Annotated in this window: 22 protein-coding genes; 9 read left to right on the plus strand and 13 right to left on the minus strand. The window is 67.4% G+C overall.

The genetic code is table 11. The annotated features are described in order from the left end of the window. Positions 1-12: 12 nt before the first annotated feature. Both AU185_RS11650 and AU185_RS11655 read right to left on the minus strand, forming a co-directional pair. A complete protein-coding gene (locus tag AU185_RS11650) occupies positions 13-1365 on the minus strand; it encodes a hypothetical protein (RefSeq protein ID WP_059097972.1) in 1353 nt (450 codons plus the stop codon). A gap of 40 nt (positions 1366-1405) precedes the next feature. Then, the gene (locus AU185_RS11655; RefSeq protein WP_059098414.1) at positions 1406-2197 is read right to left on the minus strand and encodes a (2Z,6E)-farnesyl diphosphate synthase; all 792 of its coding nucleotides are present in this window, start codon (positions 2195-2197) and stop codon (positions 1406-1408) included. Positions 2198-2252: 55 nt separating this feature from the next. Between AU185_RS11655 and trhA the strand changes: the two genes are divergently transcribed. After that, positions 2253-2993: a PAQR family membrane homeostasis protein TrhA gene (trhA, locus tag AU185_RS11660; RefSeq protein WP_059097973.1), complete on the plus strand. Its 741-nt coding sequence runs from the start codon at positions 2253-2255 to the stop codon at positions 2991-2993. A 7-nt stretch (positions 2994-3000) separates the two neighbouring features. Here the strand turns inward: trhA and AU185_RS11665 are convergent, their stop codons facing one another. The 4 genes from AU185_RS11665 to mca all read right to left on the minus strand — a co-directional run bounded on the left by AU185_RS11665 (position 3001) and on the right by mca (position 6665). Continuing rightward, a complete protein-coding gene (locus tag AU185_RS11665) occupies positions 3001-3372 on the minus strand; it encodes a nuclear transport factor 2 family protein (protein WP_059097974.1) in 372 nt (123 codons plus the stop codon). A gap of 10 nt (positions 3373-3382) precedes the next feature. Next, entirely contained in the window at positions 3383-5386 is a 2004-nt protein-coding gene (locus AU185_RS11670; RefSeq protein ID WP_059097975.1) for a thioredoxin domain-containing protein, read from the minus strand. Between the two features lie 128 nt (positions 5387-5514). After that, positions 5515-5790 (minus strand): hypothetical protein, encoded by a 276-nt coding sequence (locus AU185_RS11675; RefSeq protein WP_082683868.1) that lies wholly within the window; start codon positions 5788-5790, stop codon positions 5515-5517. 5 nt (positions 5791-5795) lie between these two features. Beyond that, positions 5796-6665, minus strand: coding sequence for a mycothiol conjugate amidase Mca (gene mca, locus AU185_RS11680; protein WP_059097977.1), 870 nt, complete (start codon positions 6663-6665; stop codon positions 5796-5798). Positions 6666-6778: 113 nt separating this feature from the next. On the opposite strand from mca, the gene AU185_RS11685 reads away from it, so the two are divergent. The 3 genes from AU185_RS11685 to AU185_RS11695 all read left to right on the plus strand — a co-directional run bounded on the left by AU185_RS11685 (position 6779) and on the right by AU185_RS11695 (position 8717). Then, a complete protein-coding gene (locus AU185_RS11685) occupies positions 6779-7201 on the plus strand; it encodes a DUF4307 domain-containing protein (protein WP_059097978.1) in 423 nt (140 codons plus the stop codon). 253 nt (positions 7202-7454) lie between these two features. Continuing rightward, positions 7455-7949, plus strand: a complete 495-nt coding sequence (gene greA / locus AU185_RS11690) for a transcription elongation factor GreA (RefSeq protein ID WP_059097979.1) — start codon at positions 7455-7457, stop codon at positions 7947-7949. Positions 7950-8054: 105 nt separating this feature from the next. Then, entirely contained in the window at positions 8055-8717 is a 663-nt protein-coding gene (locus AU185_RS11695) for a GOLPH3/VPS74 family protein (protein ID WP_059097980.1), read from the plus strand. An 11-nt stretch (positions 8718-8728) separates the two neighbouring features. On the opposite strand, the gene AU185_RS11700 is transcribed toward AU185_RS11695, so the two are convergent. Further along, entirely contained in the window at positions 8729-9877 is a 1149-nt protein-coding gene (locus tag AU185_RS11700) for a cystathionine gamma-synthase (protein WP_059098415.1), read from the minus strand. Positions 9878-9932: 55 nt separating this feature from the next. On the opposite strand from AU185_RS11700, the gene AU185_RS11705 reads away from it, so the two are divergent. Beyond that, positions 9933-11105, plus strand: coding sequence for an acyl-CoA dehydrogenase family protein (locus tag AU185_RS11705; RefSeq protein ID WP_059097981.1), 1173 nt, complete (start codon positions 9933-9935; stop codon positions 11103-11105). Positions 11106-11118: 13 nt separating this feature from the next. Here the strand turns inward: AU185_RS11705 and AU185_RS25340 are convergent, their stop codons facing one another. From AU185_RS25340 to AU185_RS11725, 4 genes are all read right to left on the minus strand, one after another. After that, positions 11119-12111, minus strand: a complete 993-nt coding sequence (locus AU185_RS25340; protein ID WP_059097982.1) for a DUF2189 domain-containing protein — start codon at positions 12109-12111, stop codon at positions 11119-11121. A 20-nt stretch (positions 12112-12131) separates the two neighbouring features. After that, complete coding sequence (locus AU185_RS11715) at positions 12132-12710, minus strand: RDD family protein (protein WP_082683848.1); 579 nt, start codon at positions 12708-12710, stop codon at positions 12132-12134. 104 nt (positions 12711-12814) lie between these two features. Continuing rightward, on the minus strand, positions 12815-14215 hold the full coding sequence (locus tag AU185_RS11720) for a cystathionine beta-synthase (RefSeq protein ID WP_059097984.1): 1401 nt from the start codon (positions 14213-14215) through the stop codon (positions 12815-12817). A gap of 41 nt (positions 14216-14256) precedes the next feature. Then, positions 14257-15318: an alpha/beta hydrolase fold domain-containing protein gene (locus AU185_RS11725; protein WP_059097985.1), complete on the minus strand. Its 1062-nt coding sequence runs from the start codon at positions 15316-15318 to the stop codon at positions 14257-14259. Between the two features lie 224 nt (positions 15319-15542). Here AU185_RS11725 and AU185_RS11730 point away from each other — a divergent pair, with 224 nt between their 5' ends. Next, positions 15543-16535 carry an SGNH/GDSL hydrolase family protein gene (locus AU185_RS11730; protein ID WP_059097986.1) on the plus strand — a complete coding sequence of 331 codons (993 nt, stop codon included), beginning with the start codon at positions 15543-15545 and terminating at the stop codon, positions 16533-16535. 34 nt (positions 16536-16569) lie between these two features. Next, positions 16570-17787 (plus strand): acetyl-CoA C-acetyltransferase, encoded by a 1218-nt coding sequence (locus AU185_RS11735; RefSeq protein WP_059098416.1) that lies wholly within the window; start codon positions 16570-16572, stop codon positions 17785-17787. A gap of 37 nt (positions 17788-17824) precedes the next feature. Here the strand turns inward: AU185_RS11735 and AU185_RS11740 are convergent, their stop codons facing one another. Both AU185_RS11740 and AU185_RS11745 read right to left on the minus strand, forming a co-directional pair. Further along, entirely contained in the window at positions 17825-18694 is an 870-nt protein-coding gene (locus tag AU185_RS11740; protein ID WP_082683849.1) for a putative endonuclease domain-containing protein, read from the minus strand. 135 nt (positions 18695-18829) lie between these two features. After that, positions 18830-19684: a Bax inhibitor-1/YccA family protein gene (locus AU185_RS11745; RefSeq protein WP_059098418.1), complete on the minus strand. Its 855-nt coding sequence runs from the start codon at positions 19682-19684 to the stop codon at positions 18830-18832. A 164-nt stretch (positions 19685-19848) separates the two neighbouring features. Between AU185_RS11745 and AU185_RS11750 the strand changes: the two genes are divergently transcribed. Next, positions 19849-20895 carry an enoyl-CoA hydratase/isomerase family protein gene (locus AU185_RS11750; RefSeq protein WP_059097987.1) on the plus strand — a complete coding sequence of 349 codons (1047 nt, stop codon included), beginning with the start codon at positions 19849-19851 and terminating at the stop codon, positions 20893-20895. Continuing rightward, positions 20895-21668, plus strand: coding sequence for an enoyl-CoA hydratase (locus AU185_RS11755; RefSeq protein ID WP_059097988.1), 774 nt, complete (start codon positions 20895-20897; stop codon positions 21666-21668). Before AU185_RS11750 ends, AU185_RS11755 begins: the two co-directional genes overlap by 1 nt. Position 21669: the final 1 nt, after the last annotated feature.

The following is a 21669-nucleotide window of genomic DNA, read 5'->3' on the forward strand; positions in this document are numbered from 1 at the left end:
CGCAGGTGGCGGTCAGTCTGGGGCGGCGACCAGGTTGCCGCGCAGGTCGGCGGCGATCAACCGCGCGGCGGCGTTCTGCCAGTTGTGCAGCGACCGCTGCGGCACCTCGGTGACGAACCACTGCCAGGCTTGGCGCGCCACCGGGTCGAGCCCCGCGGGCGTGGCGTTCTGGGCGTAGGCCCGCACCCCGACGACGTACGGGAAATACAGGGAGTTGTAGTGCCGCCACTGCTCGGTGGTGCCGAACTCGCCGCCGTCGCGCGGTTTGAGCCGGGCGATGCGGTCGGCCAGCAGCGCCTTGAGTTCGTTGGCACGCTCCAGCGGTTGATCCGGCGCGCCGCGGGCGGCCAGGCGCTCGTCGATGATCGGCAGGGCGGTCAACGGGCTGGCGACGAGCTTGGACAGGTCGCCGTAATGGCCGAGCGCGCGCCGGGTGAGCCGGGCGAAGGTGTCGTCGTCGATGCCGTCGAGTGGGTTGGTCGACCGCAGCGGCAGCGCCGCCTCGGTGCGGCGCAGGGCGGCGCGATCGGCGCGCAGGGCGGGTGACCGGGAGAACGCCAACCGGTCGAGGACGCCGGCGAGCGGATCGGCGAGCACGTTGATCGCGATCGCGATGCCCAGGCTGGTGAACAGCAGCACCGTCAGCGCGATGTCGTGCCCCGTGACGGCCAGTCCGATCAGCGCCTGGCCGCCGAACAGCACCGCGACCACGGCGGTTGCGGCGAAGGAGCGCAGCATGTCGGCACGCAACGCCTGCCCCTCGTCGAACGCGTCGCCGATGGCGACCGCGATTCCCAGCAGTGCGACGTCGAACCCGGTGGACGCCAACGCCACCCAGCTCGGCACCAGGCCGAGCGGGATGACGAGGATCGCGTTGCCCAACGCGAAGAACAGCGTCGCGATGACGACGAAACCCAACACCGGGCCGGGCTGCCACCGGCGTAGCACCGCGTTGATCATCGCGCCCAACACCGAAAGTGAGATCGCGGCGAACATCACCCAGTGCCCGAGGCGCACCGGACCGTCGACGCTGCCGGCCATTGCGGCGCCGGTGAGGGCCACCGCGGCGACGCCCGCGACGAGCGCGATCTCACCCGCGCGGCTGCGCCACGTGTCGCGGGGCCGGGACAGCTCCAGGAGCACCGCGAACCACGCGACGCCGGGCACGGCGACAAGGTAGATCTCGATGCGGCTGAGCACGTCGGAGCCGCTCGTCGTCCGCACGGCGTCCAGCGCGACGACCGCCGCGAAACTGGTCAGCCCGATCGCGGCCAGGACCAGCTCGGGTTTGCGCGGGTCCCGCGCCAGTAGGTACAGGCCCAACCACCAGCTGAGCGCGAACACCACCGCCGACAGCGCAGCCATGGGTTCAGTGTCCCATCACATCCCACATCGGCTGAGCCGATCACATGCCATAGCGACGATGGCGCGCGGTGTAGTCCCGCAATGCGCGCAGGAAGTCGACCCGCCGGAATGCCGGCCAGTACGCCTCGGTGAACCACATCTCCGAATACGCGCTCTGCCACAACAGAAAGCCCGACAGCCGCTGCTCCCCCGATGTCCGGATGACGAGGTCGGGATCGGGCTGTCCCGAGGTGTAGAGATTCTCCGAGATCGCGTCGATGGTGACTGCTTCGATCAGCTGTTCCCCGGAGACACCGTTGGCCAGTTCCTTGCCGAGCAGTTGCCGGACGGCGTCGACGATCTCCTGGCGCCCGCCGTAGCCGACGGCGAGGTTGACATGGAAAGAACCCGGTCCCGCATCGGTCGACTCGACCGCGTCACGCAGCCGCCGGGCGGGCTCCTCGCCGATCAGCTCGAGGTCACCGACGGTGCGCACGCTCCAATGGTTCGCAGGCGCGCAGATCTCCTCGACGACGTCGGTGATGATCTCGATCAGCGGAGACAGTTCGTCGGGAGCGCGCTGCAGGTTCTCGGTGGACAGCAGATACACGGTGGCCATCTCGATGCCCGCGGCCTGGCACCAGCGCAGCATTTCGGCGATCTTGCGGGCGCCCATCCGGTAACCGACGCTGACGTCATCGTGGCCAAGGTCACGTGCCCATCTACGGTTGCCGTCGCAGAGCACGGCAATATGGCGCGGCAGTTGGGATTTGGCCCGCGCCAGCTCCTGGCGCAACCGCAGCTCATACAGCCGGTAGGCCGGCTCTTTGAGGCGCGGCGGAATGAGCTCCACGAGGATCCAGACTACTGTGAGGTTCACAAACCCCCATGGCATTAGTGGAGGTGACATGACCCGATCCATCGACGCCACCGATTCCGACCGGTCCGCACGGCCGCACGGCCCTGCCGAGGACCTCCCGGAAGCCGTCGTCGACGGTGTCGCCAATTTCATCGGCAAGCCCCGGTTACGCGGGTGGATCCACGTCTACGCCGCGGTGATCGCGGCGATATGCGGCGCCACGCTGGTGTCGGTGTCGTGGTCGGTGCAGTCCACCCGCGCCGGGATCGCGACGTTGATCTACACGCTGACGATCGTGGCGATGTTCACCGTCAGCGGTGCCTACCACCGGGTGCATTGGACGTCGGATACCGCGCGCAAGTGGATGAAGCGCCTCGACCACTCGATGATCTTCGTGTTCATCGCGGGTAGCTACACGCCGTTCGCTCTGCTGGCGCTGCCGTCGGGCGACGGCATGGTGTTGTTCTGGATCGTCTGGGGCGGCGCGATCGCGGGCGTGCTGCTCAAGTGTTTCTGGCCGTCGGCGCCGCGATGGGTGGGCGTGCCGCTCTACATCCTGCTCGGTTGGGTGGCGGCGTGGTTCGTCGGCCCGATCACCCAGGGCGCGGGCGTCGCCGCGCTGGTGTTGCTGATCGTCGGCGGGGCGCTCTACAGCATCGGCGGCGTGCTGTACGCGCTCAAGTGGCCCGACCCGTGGCCGTCGGTGTTCGGCCACCACGAGTTCTTCCACGCGTGCACCGCGGTCGCGGCGATCTGCCACTACATCGCGATGTGGTTCGCCGTCTTCTAGCCCTCACTCAGAGCTGGCTGACGTTCTCCGGCGTCCAGTAGGCCTTCATCGACGCGATCTTGCCGTCCTCGTTGAAGGTCATCACGCTGATGATCTCGATGCGCATCTTGTTCTCGCCCAAATCGATCGTGAGCGCCCAGTAGAACGCGACCTCGTTGCCGAGCGCCCGCAGCGTGACGACGTCGGCCTGGGCGCCCATCGTGGGAAGCGCATCGTAGAAACCGCGAATCGCCTTGCGGCCGATGTGCACTTCACCGCCGACCGGGTCCTCGACGGTCGCGTCGTCGGCGTAGAGCTCGGCGACGTCATCGGCCTTGCCCTGGGCGGCCAGCTCGAGGTAGCGGTTGACGGTCTTGGCGTTGTCCTCCGGCGTCGACATGCGCCGAACGCTACACGGACGCACTCAATGCAGCAGCCAGTTCCGAGGTGGTCGTGACCGGCAGGTCGCAGGCCCGGCCGCGGCAGACGTAGGCGGCGTCGGCCCCGTCGACGCGGTCGCGGCCGATCAGCAGCTCCGACGAGTTCACCGGCCCGCCGACGACGACAGCTCCTCCGGGGGCCAGTCGGCGCGCGGCCGCCAACAGCTCCGAGTGTCCGGGCTCGCACGCGACCGCGATCTGAAGCGGCCCGCGCACGGCCGCTTCGGCGACGGCGAGCCAGTGCCCGCCCGAGCGCGGCAGCCGGGTCAGGATCGGCGTGGCGGCCGCCAGGGCGGCCTCGGCCGCCGCGGCGTAACGGTCGGCCCGCTCGGCGGGAGCGAGGTGGGCGGCCACGAGCAGCGCCTCGGCGATCAGCGACGCGCCCGACGGCGTCGCGCCGTCGAGCGGATCCGCGGGCCGCACCATCAACGCCTCGGCGTCGTCGGCGGTGTCGAACCAGCGCCCTGGGCGGTCGGGGTCGGCAAAGTGCTCGAGCGCGATGTCCAGCAGCGTCAGTCCCGCGTCCAGCCACAGCGTCGCACCGGTCATCTGGTGCAAGGTCAGCAGTCCGGTGGCCAGCGCCGCGTGGTCCTCGAGGATCGCCGCGCTGTCGCCGACCTGGCCGCCGAGACTCGCCCGTCGCAACCTACCGTCGACCATGTGCAGATTCCAGACGGCATGCGCGCATTGCGTTGCGGCGTCGAGGAATTCAGGCTGGTCGAGCGCGACACCCGCTTCGGCGAGGGCGGTGATCGCCAGACCGTTCCACGCGGTGACGACCTTGTCGTCACGACCGGGCTGCGGTCGGGTGAGCCTGGCCGCCAGCAGGGCCGCGCGCACCCTGGCGAACCGTTCCGGTTCGTCGGGGTCGCGGGGTAACTGCAGCACCGAGGCGCCGTGTTCGAATGTCCCCGTCTCGGTGATCTCGAAAAGTTCTGCGGCCCAACGTCCGTCGTCGTCACCAAGCACTTCGGCCAGCTGCGCCGGGGTGAACACGTACGTCAGGCCTTCGACCCCGGCGGCGTCGGCGTCCAGCGACGAGGCGAACATGCCATCGGCACCGAGCTCATCGATCATGAACGCTGCCGTCTCCGCAGCCACCTTGCGCGCCAACGGATTCGCCGTGCGCCGCGCCCAATGGGCGTAGGCGCGCAGCAGCAGTGCGTTGTCGTACAACATCTTCTCGAAATGCGGCACCACCCAGGACGCGTCGACACTGTAGCGGGCGAACCCGCCCGCCAACTGGTCGTAGATGCCGCCGCGGGCCATCGCGGTACAGGTGCGCTCCACGGTCTCCATGGGCATGACGTCGCCGGTGCGTTCGTGGTTGCGCAGCAGCGCCTCGAGCAACGCAGACGGCGGAAACTTCGGTGCGCCGGACGGATTGGTGGCGAAGCCGCCACGTACGACGTCCTCGTCCTGCAGCACCGCGGCCACGGCATGGTCACACAGCGCCGGCTGCATCGGCGGCCCGCCACCCGGAAGGCCGGACGCCATCGACCGCAGCTCGTCGGTGATCTTGTCCGACGCCTCCTCCACTTCGCCGCGACGGTTACGCCAGGTGTCGCTCACCGCGGCCAGCAGTTGCAGGAAGGTGCGTTTGGGGTAGTACGTCCCGCAGAAGAACGGCCTGCCGTCGGGGGTGAGGAAGCACGTCATCGGCCAGCCGCCCTGTCCGGTCAGGGCAACGGTCGCGTTCATGTACACCGCATCGAGGTCGGGGCGCTCCTCGCGGTCGACCTTGATGCACACGAACCCGTCGTTCATCGCCGCAGCCACTTCGGTGTCGGCGAACGACTCGTGCGCCATCACGTGGCACCAGTGGCACGCGGCGTAACCGATCGACAGCAGGATCGGCACGTCGCGACTGGCCGCCTCGGCCAGCGCCTCGGGCGTCCACTGCTGCCAGTGCACCGGGTTGTCGGCGTGCTGGCGCAGATAGGGGCTGGTGGCCCGCGCGAGGCTGTTCGTGATCGTTCAACGCCTTCCCGGTGACGGCTCCTCGATCGTGGGCTCGACACTGTCAGCGCCGCATTGAGCCCTAACGGGTTGATTGCCCGCATCAGGTGCGAGTAATCAACCCCTTGGAGTCCAAAGGACCCTCAGCCGCCGGGCTCACGCTTGGGTTCGTCGGGCGGCGCGTCGGATTCGCTCGGCGCCTTCGACTCAATCGGCGGCTCAACGGTGCTATCCGCCTCCGCGCTGGGCGCCTCGAACGACTTCGGCACCTTGCGCAGGTGCCGGTTCATCGACCGGACCAGCAGGAACGTCCCAATCAGCAGCAGCACCACGACCAGCAGGCCGAGCGGGCTTGCCTTGCCGAAATCCGGACCGGTCTCGCGCGGCTGGTCCTGCGCCAGCAGGACGACGTTGAGCATGAGGTTCATCGGTCCTCGATCCCGGCGAAAAGGTCGTCCTCCGGCAGCGAGACCGGCACCCGGGAGCGGGCCAGCTCGAACTCCTCGGTCGGCCAGAGCCGCTGCTGCCATTCGATCGGCGCGCGGAAGAAGTCCCCGTTGGGATCGATCTGGGTGGCGTGGGCGCGTAGCGCGTCGTCCCGCAGCGCGAAGTACTTGGCGCACTCGATCCGGGTGGTCACCCGCTTGGCGAAGATGTCGTGATCGGGATCCCAGTGCTTGAGCCACTTCTCGAACGGGCCCACCTCACCGTGCTTGGCGAACTCGTCCTGCAGCAGTTGCATTCGTTGCCGCAGGAAACCGTGGGTGTAGTAGAGCTTCTGGACATTCCACGGTTCGCCGGCGTCGGGGAACAGCCGATAGTCACCCGCGGCCTCGTAGGCGGCCATCGAGACCTGATGGCACCTGATGTGATCCGGGTGCGGATAGCCGCCGTTCTCGTCGTAGGTGGTCATGACGTGCGGGCGGAATTCGCGCACTACACGCACCAGCGCCTCGGCCGGCTGCTCGAGCGGCACCACGCCCAGGCAACCGTCGGGCAGCGGCGGGGGAGGGTCGCCTTCGGGCAGTCCCGAGTCGACGAAACCGAGCCAGTGATGCTCCACCCCGAGGATCTCCGCGGCCTTCGCCATTTCATCGCGCCGGATCTCGGCCATCCGGCCATGCACCTCGGGCAGGTCCATGGCGGGGTTGAGGATGTCGCCGCGCTCGCCCCCGGTCAGCGTGACCACGAGCACGCGGACGCCCTCGTCCGCGTATCGGGCCATCATGGCGGCGCCCTTGCTGGACTCGTCGTCCGGATGGGCGTGCACGGCCATCAACCGCAGTTCGCTCAACCTGTTCTGCCTTACTAATCGCGATCCGTCGTCTCCGGGGGATAACAACCCATCGGGACAGCCCTATAGTTCCAGTTCTGTAGATCTATCCGACGGGGAGCCCAGAAAACCAGATGATCGAGCGTCCCGCCGAGCGCTATGGGCGCCAGCGGCTGTCCCGCCGTCACCGCCGATGGGTCGCCGTCGGGTTCACGGTGCTCGCGCTGGCGGCCGGTGTCGCGGTGGCGATCGTTGCGTTCGGCCGGTTCGGCAGCGACGACGTCACGGGTGAGCTGAGCGCGTACCGACTCATCGACGATGAGACCGTTTCGGTGACGATCAGCGTCACCCGCGAGGACCCGTCTCGGCCGGTGGTGTGCATCGTCCGTGCCCGGTCGATCGACGGCGCCGAGACCGGCCGACGCGAGGTGCTGGTGCCCCCGTCGGAGCAAACGACCGTGCAGGTGACTGCGCCCGTGAAGGCCACCCGGCAACCCGTCATCGGCGATATTTACGGCTGCGGCACCGATGTGCCGCCATATCTGGTGAGCCCTTGAGATCACGATGATTCGTGGGGCACAACAAACGGCGAACTGCGAATACGTGACGAACCGCGGTCTTCACGGTGCTATCATGGTTCGAGTACACGGTTCCCGCTGGGGCCGTGTATTGCTGCATTTGGTGCGCTGATCAAGCCTCTTGATTAATACCTGATGAACGCGGCAATACACGTCAAGCTCCCGGCGCCGCACCCACAAGACTTCTTACGCGAGAAGTGCGCGAGAGCAACGACGACAGGAGCGCGACGACATGACCGACACGCAGGTCACCTGGCTGACGCAGGAGGCATACGACCGGTTGAAGGCGGAGCTCGACCAGCTGATCGCCAACCGGCCGATCATCGCCGCCGAGATCAACGACCGCCGTGAAGAGGGCGACCTGCGCGAGAACGGCGGTTACCACGCCGCCCGTGAGGAACAGGGTCAGCAGGAAGCGCGAATCCGACAGCTGCAGGAGCTGCTCAACAACGCCAAGGTCGGCGAGGCACCGAAGCAGTCCGGCGTCGCGCTGCCCGGTTCGGTGGTCAAGGTGCAGTACGGGGACGACGAGACCGACACGGAGACGTTCCTGATCGCCACCCGCCAGGAGGGCATCAGCGACGGCAAACTCGAGGTGTACTCGCCCAAGTCGCCGCTGGGCGAGGCGCTGATCGACGCGAAGGTCGGTGACGTGCGCACGTACACAGTGCCCAGCGGGAGCACGGTCAAGGTGAAGCTGCTCGAGGCCGAGCCTTACCACGCCTGACACAGGCGCCCCAGCTGGATACGCGCCCCAGCGCCCCGGCTGGATACGCGCCCACGCGCCCCGGCTGGATACGCGCCCCGGCGCGGTGCGGTTTAGCATCCGCTCATGGCGCAGATCGCCGAGGACCTGTTCCTCCTGCTGATCGACAACGCGTCCGCGCAGCCGGTTCTGGAGCGTCACCGCCGCGAGCGGGTGTTGTCTGCCGCGGTTCTGCTCGATCTGGCGCACGCCTGCCGGATCCGGCCGTCGGTCGACGGTGAGGCGGTCGAACGCGGCCACCTGATCGCGCTTGCGGTGGCGGGCGCGATAGACCCGGTCGCCGAACCGGCGTTCCAACTGTTGCGGCACCGCCCGCTGCGCCCGAAAACGGCGGTGAAGCGGCTGGCCAAGCACACCGAGAGCCACATCGCCGGCCAGCTGGAGCGCACCGGTCAGATTCGGCGTGTCCCGTTGCCGGACAAGCGATTCGGCCATGAGTTCGCGTGGCCACTGATCAACCGTGACCGCGCCGGGCTGGCCCGTTCGGCACTGTTGTCGGCACTGTTCGACCGTAGGCCACCCAGTCCTACGACGGCGGCGATCATCTCGCTGCTGCATGCGGTCGACGGACTGGGTGCGCTGCTGAGCCTCAACGACCGCGGATGGCGGTGGGTACACGCGCGGGCGGGCGAGATCTCACTGGGCAGTTGGGTCGACGAGTACCCGACCGGGCTGCCCGAGGTGAACCTGGCGATCACCGCGTCGGCGTTGCGCCGGGCGCTGACGTAGTCTCTGCGCGGCTAACTGAGCGCCTGCTCCACATCGGCGAGCAGATCCGCGACGTCCTCGATACCGACCGACAGCCGCACCAGGTCGTCGGGCACCTCCAACTGCGAACCGGCCGTGGAGGCGTGGGTCATCGCACCGGGATGCTCGATCAGCGACTCGACGCCGCCCAGCGACTCGGCGAGGATGAAAACCTCTGTCCGCGAGCAGAATTTACGCGCCGCGTCCGCTCCCCCGCGCAGCCGCACCGAAATCATGCCGCCGAACCCGCTCATCTGCCTGGCCGCTACCTCATGTCCAGGATGGGCGGGCAGCCCCGGGTAGAGCACGGTCTCGATCGCGGGATGACCGTCGAGGAACTCGGCGAGCACCGCCGCGTTGTCGCTGTGCCGCTGCATGCGCAGCACCAGCGTCTTCAACCCCCGCAAGGTCAGGTAGGCGTCGAACGGGCCGGGGACCGCGCCCGCGCCGTTCTGCAGGAAGGCGAACGCCGAGTCGAGTTCCTCGTCGTTGGTCAGCAGCGCACCGCCCACTACGTCGGAATGCCCGCCGATGTACTTGGTGGTGGAGTGCAGCACGATGTCGGCCCCCAGCAGCAGCGGCTGCTGCAGCGCCGGCGAAGCGAATGTGTTGTCTACCAACACTTTCACGTTCGATGTCGCCGCGAGTTGGGCGATCCCGGCGATGTCGGCGATCGACAGCAACGGGTTGGTGGGCGTCTCGACCAGGATCAGCCGGGTGCTGGGCGTGACCGCCGCACGCACGGCGTCGAGGTCGGCGAGCGACACGGCGGTGTAGTCGATGCCCCATTTGGTGAACACCTTGTCGATCAGCCGGAAGGTTCCGCCGTAGGCGTCGTCGGGCATCACGACGTGATCGCCGGGCCGCAGAACAGCGCGCAGCGCGCAGTCGGTGGCGGCCATACCGGACGCGAACGCGCGCCCGTAGGTGGCCGCTTCGACCGCGGCCAGCGACGTCTCCAGCGCCGCCCGGGTGGGATTGCCGGTCCGGGCGTACTCGTACCCGTCGCGCAATCCGCCGACGCCGTCTTGCGCGAACGTCGAACTCGCATAGATCGGCGCGTTGACCGCCCCGGTGGTCAGGTCGGGGCGGACGGCGTGGATGGCCTTGGTGGACAGGCCCTGCCTTCTGTTCTCGGTCATCACCGCTCAGCCTAGCGACGCCGGCGGTGCGCGCGGACCGGTGTAGACATGGACCATGAACCCCCCTACGCGCCTCGACGATCTGCTCGAGTTGGATTCATACCTGTCGCCCGAGGACGTCGAGCTGCGCCAAACGGTGCGCCGGTTCGGCGAACAGCGGCTGCGGCCGTACATCGCAGAGTGGTTCGAGACCGGTCAGGTACCGGTCCGCGAGCTGGCCTCGGGTTTCGGTGAGCTCGGGCTGCTCGGGATGCACCTGAAGGGTTACGGCTGCGGCGGCTCGACGGCGACGGCGTACGGCCTGGTCTGCCAGGAGCTCGAGGCCGTGGACAGTGGTCTGCGCAGCCTGGTCTCGGTGCAGGGCTCGCTGGCGATGTTCGCCATCCACCGCTGGGGCAGCGAGGAGCAGCGCAACCAGTGGCTGCCGGCGATGGCGGCCGGCGAGGCCATCGGATGTTTCGGGTTGACCGAGCCCGATTTCGGGTCGAATCCGGCGGGGATGCGCACGACCGTGAAGCAGGACGGCACGGACTGGATCCTCAACGGGTCGAAGATGTGGATCACCAACGGCTCGGTCGCCGACGTGGCGGTCGTGTGGGCGCGAGCAGATGAAGGCATCGTCGGGTTCCTGGTGCCCGCCGGCACGCCCGGATTCTCCGCCACCGACATGACACACAAGTTGTCGCTGCGGGCCTCGGTCACCTCGGAACTGCACCTGGACGACGTCCGGTTGCCGGCCGACGCGAAACTGCCCGACGCACGCGGGTTGTCGGGACCGCTGAGCTGCCTTTCTGAGGCGCGGTTCGGCATCGTGTTCGGCAGCGTCGGCGCGGCCAGGGACTGTCTACAGACGGCGCTGGACTACGTGGGGAGCCGCGAGGTGTTCGACAAACCGCTGGCGGCCTACCAGCTGACCCAGGCCAAGATCGCCGACATGGCAGTCGAACTCGGCAAGGCGCAGTTGCTGGCCCTTCACCTGGGCCGGCTGAAGGACGAGGGCAGGATCCGGCCCGAGCAGGTGAGCTTCGGCAAGCTCAACAACGTGCGGGAAGCGATCCAGATCGCCCGGCAGTGCCGAACGCTGTTGGGCGCCAACGGGATCACTTTGGAGTACCCGGTGATCCGGCATGCCAACAACCTGGAGTCGGTGTTGACCTACGAGGGCACCTCGGAGGTGCACCAGATGGTCATCGGAGAGGCGCTGACCGGTGTCAGCGCCTTCCGATGAGCCTCTGCTGAACCTATTGCGGGGTGGTCTGCGGCGGCGGCCCCGGCGGCAGGGGCTGCGGGTTGAGCTCGGCGACCTGACCTCCGCTGAGCTTGCGCCACGCATGCACCAAGAACAGCTCGGCCAGGGGGACGGCAACCAGCAGTCCGATGCCGCACAGCAGCGCGCCCACGAACGTGATGACCGCAACCATCAGATACGTGAGAAGCGCGGGTACGAAATTGTCCTTCACGGTTGCGAAACTCGCCTTGAGGCCGTCGATCGGTGAGAGGTTGCGATCGACGATGGCGACGATGGCGAACACCGCGAAGAGTCCTACGACGAGACTGCCAATGATCACGATCTGGCCGATCGCCGTCAGAATGCCGATGATCAGCGTCGCGAGAATGACGCTGACGACGTTGCGCGGCTTGAAGAACGACCCGATCGTCACCCGTCGCCCGTCCGCGATGTCGAGCACACCTGCCAGATACGCCGAGTGAATCGCGGCGATGACCACCAACCCCACCAGCGAGCCGACGATGAGGACCAGGATGCTGGTCCCTCCGAGCGACGAACTCGTCTCGTACTCGAATCCGTACTCGGAGGACTCGTACGTGGTCACCGAGTCCGGTGCGGTGGCGAACATGAGGCCGACGACGATGGCGGAGAGCACCCCGATGATCAGGGCGTAGACCAGCATCGGGACGATCAGCGCCGCAGCGTTCTCCTTGAACTTGCCGAACGCCCAGTTGAAACTGTCGCCCACGTTGGCCTGCTGCCCTGCACCAGATCCCGGACCCCAGGCCGGTGGATAGCCGCCCGTCGGTGGCGGGTATCCGGTGCCCGTCGGCGGTGGCGGGTAACCACCCGTGGGTGGCGGCGGGTAGCCGCCCTGCTGCGGAGGCGGCGGGTAACCCCCCGGCGACGGTGGCGGCGGGTAGCCCCCCGGCGGGGGCGGTGGCGGATATCCTCCCGGCGGCGGCGGGGGGTTGTTGCCCGGCGGAGGGGGCGGTTGATCGGACATGTGGCCTTCCCGGTTGATTACTACAACGGTAAGCAGACGGTGCCGATGATCTTATCGGCGATCGTCTGCCGCTTGGCGTCCCACAACGGGAACAAGAAACCGATATAACAGATCACGGCGTCGATGACGTGGGCCAGTTGCCGGACGATCGACATCGCGAAACCGATTGGTTCGCCGGTCTTTTCGCTGACGACCTTGAATTTCAGGATCGACTTGCCGATGCTGGAGCCCGTGGTGCCCTGGCGGTGGCCGTAGTTCCAGATCACGTAGACCAGCGCAAAAATCGAGGTGATGCCGATCGTCAACAGGCCGACGGTGGACGCGCCCGTCGCGCAGGATTCACTCAGGTCGTACCCGGAAACCTCGGTGAGGCAATCCGTTTCCTGAGTTCCGACCAGCACACCCCACCCGATACCGAGTAGGCAGAGGATCGGAATGTAGTCGATCAGCCACGCCACCACCCGGGTGAACCACTCGGTGTAGGCCTCGGTCGGGAGAACCGTCCCCGGGCCATCGTCGACGAAGGACGCACCTCCCTCTGGCGGTGGCGCTGAGCCACCCCTCGGCGGTGGCGGTGCATCGGTCACGAACGCTTCCAGTCTGTGTCCTAGCTGAAACGAGCGTGCTTACCCTACCTGAGAAGTGATCTTGTGCAGGGTTTTCTGACCGGAACGTGACCCCGTGACCGAACGCCGGTGAGCGGCTAGCGGACGCGGCGTCTACTGCCGTCGGAGAGGAATCCGAGTAGATCGTGGCGAGTCAGTACGCCGACCGGCTTGCCCTCTTCGACCACCATCACTGCGTCGCATTCGCGAAGTTGCTTCGCTGCAGCGCTGACCAGTTCGCCGGCGCCGATCAGCGGCAGCGGTGGACTCATGTGCTCGGCCACCGCGTCGGCGAGCTTGGCCCGTCCCTCGAAAACCGCGGACAACAGTTCGCGTTCCGACACGCTGCCCGCGACCTCCCCGGCCATCACCGGCGGTTCTGCGCCGACGACGGGCATCTGCGAGACTCCGTACTCGCGCAGGATCCCGATGGCGTCGCGCACGGTCTCCGACGGGTGCGTGTGCACCAGGTCCGGTAGCGCCCCCGACTTACCTCGCAGCACCTCGCCCACGGTCGACTCCTCCACCGAACCGTCCAGCCGGCTGCGCAGAAACCCGTACGAAGACATCCAATCGTCGTTGAAAACCTTTGACAGATAACCTCTTCCGCCGTCCGGCAACAGGACGACCACAAGCGAGTCGGGGCCGGCCTGCTCGGCCACCTTGATCGCGGCGACGACGGCCATGCCGCAGGACCCGCCGACCAGCAGCGCCTCTTCGCGGGCGAGTCGCCGCGTCATCTCGAACGAGTCGGCGTCCGAGACCGCGATGATCTCGTCGGGAACCGCGGGGTCGTAAGCGGCGGGCCAGAAGTCCTCGCCCACGCCCTCAACGAGGTACGGCCTGCCGGTGCCGCCGGAGTACACCGAACCCTCCGGGTCGGCGCCGACGATCCGGACTCTTCCGCCGGACACTTCCTTCAGGTACCGTCCCGCGCCCGTGATGGTGCCGCCGGTGCCGACGCCGGCCACGAAATGGGTCACCTTGCCCTCGGTGTCGGCCCAGATTTCCGGGCCGGTGGTCTCGTAGTGCGACTCGGGGCCCATCGGGTTGGAGTACTGGTCGGGTTTCCATGCGCCGTCGACCTCCTCGACGAGCCGGTCGGAGACGCTGTAGTAGCTGTCGGGATGGTCGGGCGGCACCGCCGTCGGGCATACCACCACGTCGGCGCCGTAGGCGCGCAACACGTTCCGCTTGTCCTCGCTGACCTTGTCCGGGCAGACGAAGATGCATTTGTAGCCGCGCTGCTGGGCGACCAGCGCCAGCCCCACCCCGGTGTTGCCCGAGGTCGGCTCGACGATCGTGCCGCCGGGCTTCAGTTCACCGCTCGCCTCGGCGGCGTCGATCATCTTGACTGCGATCCGGTCCTTGGCGCTGCCGCCGGGGTTGAGGTACTCGATCTTGGCCGCGACCGTGCCGGCTCCCTGGGGGACAACAGAGTTCAGCTGAACCAGAGGGGTATTGCCAATGAGCTCACTGACGTGCCGGGCGATGCGCATGACTCCATCGTGTCAGGCGGCGTTTCCCGTTACCAGCTGGGTTACCAGGTGGCCTCTCGGATGTAGTCGCCGATCTGACGCAATGAGCGGGTTGCCTCCGGCACCATGGGCGCCGCAAGTTGGAACACGTGCATCTGTCCCGGCCACACCCGCACCTCGACGGGCACGCCGGCGGCCGCCAGCCGTCGCGCGGCCTTGCGAGCGTCACTGATCAGCACCTCGGACCCCGACACGTGGATCAGCGTGCGGGGCAGCCCGGGTTCGATGTGGTCGAGCGGCTCGTAGACCTCCTCGGGGTTGCCGTCGGTCACATGCCTGCCCGCGGCCTCCTTCACCAGATCGACCAGCGCACAAAACGCCCGCGGCGGGAACATCGCGTCGCTGCGGATGTTCGGGTGGTTGGCCCTGGTCTCGTTGTCGATCTCGAAGAGCGGCGACAGCGTCACCATCGCTGCGGGCACCTCACCCTCTAGGCCGTCCCGCTGCAGTCGTTCGGCAAGGGCGAGCGCCAGGTAACCACCTGCCGAGTCACCGGCCAGCACGATCTGGTCGGCCTCGTAGCCCTTCAGGCGAAGCCACTGGTAGGCGTCATAGCAGTCGTCGATCGCCATGCCGACCGAGTGCTTCGGAATCATCCGGTAGTTGACCACCAGCACGGGACAGTCGGCGTAGCCCGACAGCGCCTGCACCAGCCGGCCGTGCGAGTTCACCCCGCAGGTCAGAAACGCCCCGCCGTGCATATAGAGAATGACGCCGCGCTTGCCGTCAGCCGGCAGCACACCGGGCGCTCGGACGAGCTGCGCGGTGCAGTTAGACAACGAGATCGTCGCGCGCACGGTGCCGGGCGCCGGCCGCGCGATACGCGCCGCGAAATCCACCAAACCCCATGGCCAGGGCAGTCTCGGAGCATAGCTTCCGATAGCTAAAGTGGGCCGAACAGTTAGCAGCGCGGCCAGAGCCGTGAGCCGTCCGGCCAGGCTGGGACCGTCTTCGACAACCTCGACGGGCGCGCCGTCACTGACCGGAAACTTGCGGGGTTTACGTGACTGACCAGGCAATACCCGTGAATGGTGAGCATGGCTCACCTTGCTCGGTGCGGTCATGACAACCACTCCCTCCAACGTACAAGCCGTTGTAGTGCCGAGTACGCCTAATTTTCTGAGCGTGACCCGATAGCTTAGCTTGACACCATCTGTTCAATTCAAACAATCAGCGAGTCATATTCGATACCGGAGTTGATACCGCAATGTGACCCCGCCTCGCCTCTCGCCACGCGGGTGGCCCGGGAAACGGACATAAACTTTCATCCGTGGGCACACCGCGACGGATGACCACCATGGCCCTTGCGGCCGCGGCCACGCTCGGTTCGGTCGGTTCCGCATACATCGGGATGCGGAACCTGCTGATCGGGCAGGCTGACCAGGCCCGCAGCGTCATTCCGCAGGCGTGGGACATCCCGCCGCGCGCGGACGGCGTGTACGCGCCGGGCGGTGGCCCCGTCGAGCGCTGGCGCCGGGACGTGCCCTTCGACCTGCACCTGATGGTCTTCGGCGACTCCACCGCGACCGGCTACGGAGCCACCACCGCGGACGAAGTGCCCGGGGTCCTGCTGGCGCGCGGGTTGGCCGAGATCTCGGGACGACGGATCCGGCTGAGCACCAAGGCGATCGTCGGGGCGACGTCGAAAGGGCTCTCGGGCCAGATCGACGCGATGTTCGTCGCAGGACCACCGCCGGACGCCGCAGTGATCATGATCGGGGCCAACGACATCACCCGCCCCAATGGCATCAGACCGTCGGCGCACCGACTCGGCGAGGGGGTGCGCCGGTTGCGAGCGGCGGGTGCGGTCGTGGTCGTCGGCACCTGCCCCGACTTCGGTGTCATCACCGCGATCCCGCAGCCGTTGCGCTCGGTCGCCCGCAGCCGCGGCTTGCGGCTGGCTCGCGCCCAGGCGGCAGCGGTGCGGTCTGCGGGCGGGATCCCCGTGCCGCTGGCCGACTTGTTGGCACCCCACTTCCGCACCACCCCCGACGCGTTGTTCTCCCCGGACATGTTCCACCCATCCGGTGCGGGCTACGCGCTGGCCGCCAACCAACTGCTACCCGCGCTGTGTAATGCGTTGAGCGAGTGGATCGGTGGCGCGGCGGCGGAATTGCCGTGGCAGTCGCAGTCGGGCGAAGGCTTTACGCTGCTGGCCCGGGTCGGCGGGTTGAGCAGGCTGTGGCGGAGGTCGACAGGGGTCCCCGCACCTGTGCTGGGTGGGGTCCCCGGCCTTGGCCCGGGGAGGGTCCCCGCACCCATCGTCGTGCCCGCCAGCTAGGTTTTCCTCATATCCACCGATGCGAGGAGACACCATGCCTGAAGCCGTCATTGTCGCGACCGCGCGGTCGCCGATCGGGCGCGCCGCCAAGGGTTCGCTGGTCGACATGCGGCCCGACGACCTGGCCGCGCAGATGGTGCGCGCCGCGTTGGACAAGGTGCCCGCGCTCGACCCGCGCGAGCTCGACGACCTGATCATGGGCTGCGGCCAACCGGCGGGCGAGGCCGGATTCAACGTCGGCAGGGCGGTCGCCGTCGAACTCGGCTACGACTTTCTGCCGGGCACCACGGTCAACCGCTACTGTTCGTCGTCGCTGCAGACCACCCGGATGGCGTTCCACGCGATCAAGGCCGGTGAGGGTCACGCGTTCATTTCCGCTGGGGTGGAGACGGTTTCGCGCTTCCCGAAAGGCACTGCGGACGGCTGGCCGGACAGCAAGAACCCGGTGTTCGCCGATGCGATGAGCCGCTCGGATCAGGCCGCCGCCGGTGCCGAGGAATGGCGTGACCCGCGCGAGGACGGCGCGCTGCCGGACGTCTACATCGCGATGGGCCAGACCGCGGAGAACGTCGCATTGCACACCGGGATCAGCCGCGAGGACCAGGACCGCTGGGGCGTGCGGTCGCAGAACCGCGCTGAGGAAGCGATCAACAGCGGCTTCTTCGAGCGCGAGATCACGCCGGTGACACTGCCCGACGGGTCCACGGTGTCCAAGGACGATGGCCCGCGCGCGGGCACCACGTACGAGAAGATCAGCCAACTCAAGCCGGTCTTCCGGCCGAACGGCACCGTGACCGCCGGTAACGCCTGCCCGCTGAACGACGGCGCCGCCGCGCTGGTGATCCTGTCGGACACCAAGGCTCGCGAACTCGGACTGACCCCGTTGGCGCGCGTCGTCTCGACCGGGGTGAGCGGGTTGTCGCCGGAGATCATGGGTCTCGGCCCGATCGAGGCGACGAAGAAGGCGCTCGCGAACGCCGGGATGACGATCGGCGACATCGACCTGTACGAGATCAACGAGGCGTTCGCCGTGCAGGTGCTGGGTTCGGCGCGGGCGCTGGGCATGGACGAGGACAAGCTCAACGTCTCGGGCGGTGCGATCGCGCTGGGCCATCCGTTCGGCATGACCGGCGCCCGGATCACCACCACGCTGTTGAACAACCTGACGACGCACGACAAGACGTTCGGGCTCGAGACGATGTGTGTCGGCGGCGGGCAGGGCATGGCGATGGTGATCGAGCGGCTGTCCTAGCTCCCCTTCTCGCCGAAACTGCACACAGATCGCGAATTCACGAAATTTCGCGATCTGTGTGCAGTTTCGATCGCCAGGCTCGGTCGAGTCGGCGGAGGATGTCGGCTCCGGAGTGCGCCTTGACCGCTCGGATCCGGGTCCAGCCGAGCGCCGCGACGTCCTCTGACCGCCGGATGTCGTAGGCGTACTCGCGCGGGTCGAGTCGATGTTGTTCGCCGTCGTACTCGACTGCCAACGTCATGTCGGGCCAGCCCATGTCGAGGTAGTACTGACGTAAGCCGTCGGGGCTGCGCACCGGTATCTGCGTCTGTGGCCGCGGGTAGCCAGCGCGAATCACCAAGAGCCGCAACCACGTCTCTTTCGGCGACGCGGCACCGGCATCGTAGAGCTTGAGCGCTTCTTCCAAACGTCGAAGACCGCGTGCCCCGCGATGCGACCGAGCGACCGCGAGCACATCGTCGGCACTCAAGCCGGTGGCGTTGCCGAGTGCATCGAGACGGGCGACCGCTTCATCCAGCGGTTGCCGACGCCCGATGTCGAAGCCCGTGCGCGCGAGTGTGGTCATGGGGAACCCCGGCCCAGCCTGGTATTCCGTGGAGGGCACTCTCATGTCGTAGGTCCGCATGCCTTGGGGCGCGCGCGTGTTGCGCCACAGCATTTCGATCGGAGCATCGTCATCGACCCACTTCGCGCCGTGCAACGCCGACGCCGTCAACCCCACCATCACGCCTTCGCGATGCGACCACAACCATGCCGCCTTCGCGCGGTCGTACAGTGACGGCACAACGCCTTTCGACATGTACACATCTGGGAAGACCGTGCGGTAGCGCGACCGCAACTCGTGCTTGCGGATTGCACCGTTGATCACGGCTTCACTGCCGACAAAGGGCTCGTTGAGAATCGCCATGGCTCGACTCTCGCCGAAATCATGCGCCGAAACTGCACACAGATCGCGATCTGTGGATGAATCGCGATCTGTGTGCAGTTTCGGCGGAAATGAAAAAGCCCGGCACATTTCGTGCCGGGCCTTCTCGTCAGGCTGCTAGTCGCTGTTGAAGTAGGACAGCAGCCGCAGGATCTCGATGTACAGCCAGACCAGCGTGACGGTCAGGCCGAGCGCGATGCCCCACGCCGCCTTCTCCGGCGCACCGGCGCGGATCATCTGATCGGCCGCGTCGAAGTCGATCAGGAAGCTGAACGCCGCCAGGCCGATGCAGACGAGCGAGAAGATGATCGCGATCGGGCCGCCGCTGCGCAGGCCGAGGCCCTCGCCGCCGCCGACACCGAACAACGCGAGCACCAGGTTGCCAAGCATCAAAACGACCACGCCGAACAGGCTGGCCACGATGAAGCGGGTGAACTTCGGCGTCACCCGGATGGCGCCGGTCTTGTAGACCACGAGCATGCCGGCGAACACGCCGATCGTGCCCAACACGGCCTGGCTGATCAGCGCACCGGCGCTGACACCCGACACCATCAGGTTGGCCACGACGAACGAGAACGCGCCGAGGAACAGACCCTCGAGCGCGGCGTAGCTCAACACGATCCCGGGATTGTCCTGCTTACGGCCGAACGTGGCGATCAGCACCAGCACCAGCCCGCCGAGGGCACCCACCAGGGTGAACGGCATGGCTAGCCCGATGTTCTGAGCGACCAGGAAGTACGAGACGACGGCGACGGCCGACAGCAGCGCCAGCGTGATGCCGGTGCGGGTGACGACGTCGTCGATGGTCAACGGCCGCGCGACACCGGTCTGCCGCTGATCGGGGTACTGGGTCACATAGGGGTCGGCGTGTACCGCCTGCGTACCGTAGCCCGCGGCTCCGGTACCGAATTGCGCATATCCGCCCTGCGTCTTCGGCAGGGTTCGGAATACGGGGTTGCTGGATTCCCGCACCGTCGGTTCCTCTCCTGTGATGTGGTTCGACGTTCGCGAACACACCGTCAACGTTTCGATCCCCTGGTCGGTTCCCGGCTGCGCCGCCGAACTTTCCAGCGTCTTCAAGCAGAAACCCTACCCGGAGCCGCCGCAGGCCGGGCGACGTTCTACATTGCATACCCGTGGGCGAAAACGAGGATGTCCTAGTAACTGTTGACCGCGGCGTCGGCCTCATCACCCTCAACCGGCCCAAGGCCATCAATTCGCTGAACCATCGGATGGTCACCGCGATGTCGCGCGCGCTCGCCGAGTGGGAGAACGACGACGCCGTCACCGCCGTCGTGGTCGACGGCGCCGGCGAACGCGGCCTGTGCGCCGGCGGCGACATCGTCGCGCTCTATCACAGCGCCAAAGCCGACGGCCCCGAAAAAGGGCGCGAAGCGCGGGCGTTCTGGTACGACGAATACCTGCTCAACGCCCAGATCGGCCGGTTCAGCAAGCCGTACGTCGCGCTGATGGATGGCATCGTCATGGGCGGCGGCGTCGGCGTCAGCGCCCACGGCAGCGTGCGCGTCGTCACCGACACCACCAAGATGGCGATGCCCGAGGTCGGCATCGGCTTCGTCCCCGACGTCGGCGGCACGCTGATCCTGTCGCACGCGCCCGGCCTGCTCGGCCGCCACGCCGCGCTGACTGGCGCGAACTTCGACGGCGCCGACGCGATCGCGATGGGATTCGCCGACCACTTCGTGCCCCACGACCGGCTCGCCGACTTCAAGGCCAAGCTCATCGATGACGGCATCGACGCCGCGCTGGCCGCGCACGCCACCGAGCCGCCGCCGAGCAACCTTGTCGCACAGCGCGACTGGATCGACCAGTGCTACGCGAACGACACGGTGGCCGACATCGTCGCCGCGCTGCGGGGACACGACGCCGGGCCCGCCGTCGACGCTGCCGACCTGATCGAGACCCGCTCGCCGATCTCGGTGTCCGTCGCGTTGGAAGCCCTGCGCCGCGCCGCGAAACTCGACACACTCGAAGACGTGCTGCGGCAGGAATACCGAACCTCGTGCGGTTCATTGCGCTCCCACGACTTCGTCGAGGGCATCCGCGCCCAGGTCGTCGACAAGGACCGCAACCCGAAGTGGTCGCCTGCCTCGCTGGCGGCCGTCACCACCGCCGACGTCGAGGACTACTTCGCGCCGGCCGACCGCGAATTGGAGTTCTGATGAGCTACGAGACCATTCTGGTCACCCGTGACGACCGGGTTGCGACGATCACCTTGAACCGGCCGAAGGCGCTCAACGCCCTCAACAGCCAGGTGATGCACGAAGTCACCTCCGCGGCAGCCGAATTGGACAACGACCCCGCGATCGGCGCCATCATCATCACCGGGAACGAGAAGGCGTTCGCCGCGGGCGCGGACATCAAAGAGATGGCCGGCCTGTCGTTCGCCGACGTGTTCGGAAGCGACTTCTTCGCCGCCTGGAACCGGTTCGCCGCCACCCGAACACCCACGATCGCCGCCGTCGCCGGATACGCCCTCGGCGGTGGTTGCGAATTGGCGATGATGTGCGATCTGCTGATCGCCGCCGACACCGCGAAATTCGGCCAGCCCGAGATCAAACTCGGTGTGCTGCCCGGCATGGGAGGCTCGCAACGGCTCACCCGGGCCGTCGGCAAGGCCAAGGCGATGGACCTGATCCTCACCGGTCGAAACATGGACGCCGAGGAGGCCGAACGCGCCGGCCTGGTGTCGCGCGTGGTGCCCGCCGACAGCCTGCTCGACGAAGCCAACGCGGTCGCCAAGACCATCGCGGGAATGTCGCTGTCGGCCTCGCGGATGGCCAAGGAAGCCGTCGACCGCGCGTTCGAGACGACGCTCGCCGAAGGACTCCTCTACGAGCGCAGGCTGTTCCATTCGGCGTTCGCCACCGAAGACCAGACCGAGGGCATGAACGCGTTCACCGAGAAACGCCCCGCCAACTTCCGCCACCGTTAAT

Origin of the sequence: Mycobacterium sp. GA-0227b (assembly GCF_001499855.1) — a bacterium.
Classification (GTDB): Bacteria; Actinomycetota; Actinomycetes; order Mycobacteriales; family Mycobacteriaceae; genus Mycobacterium.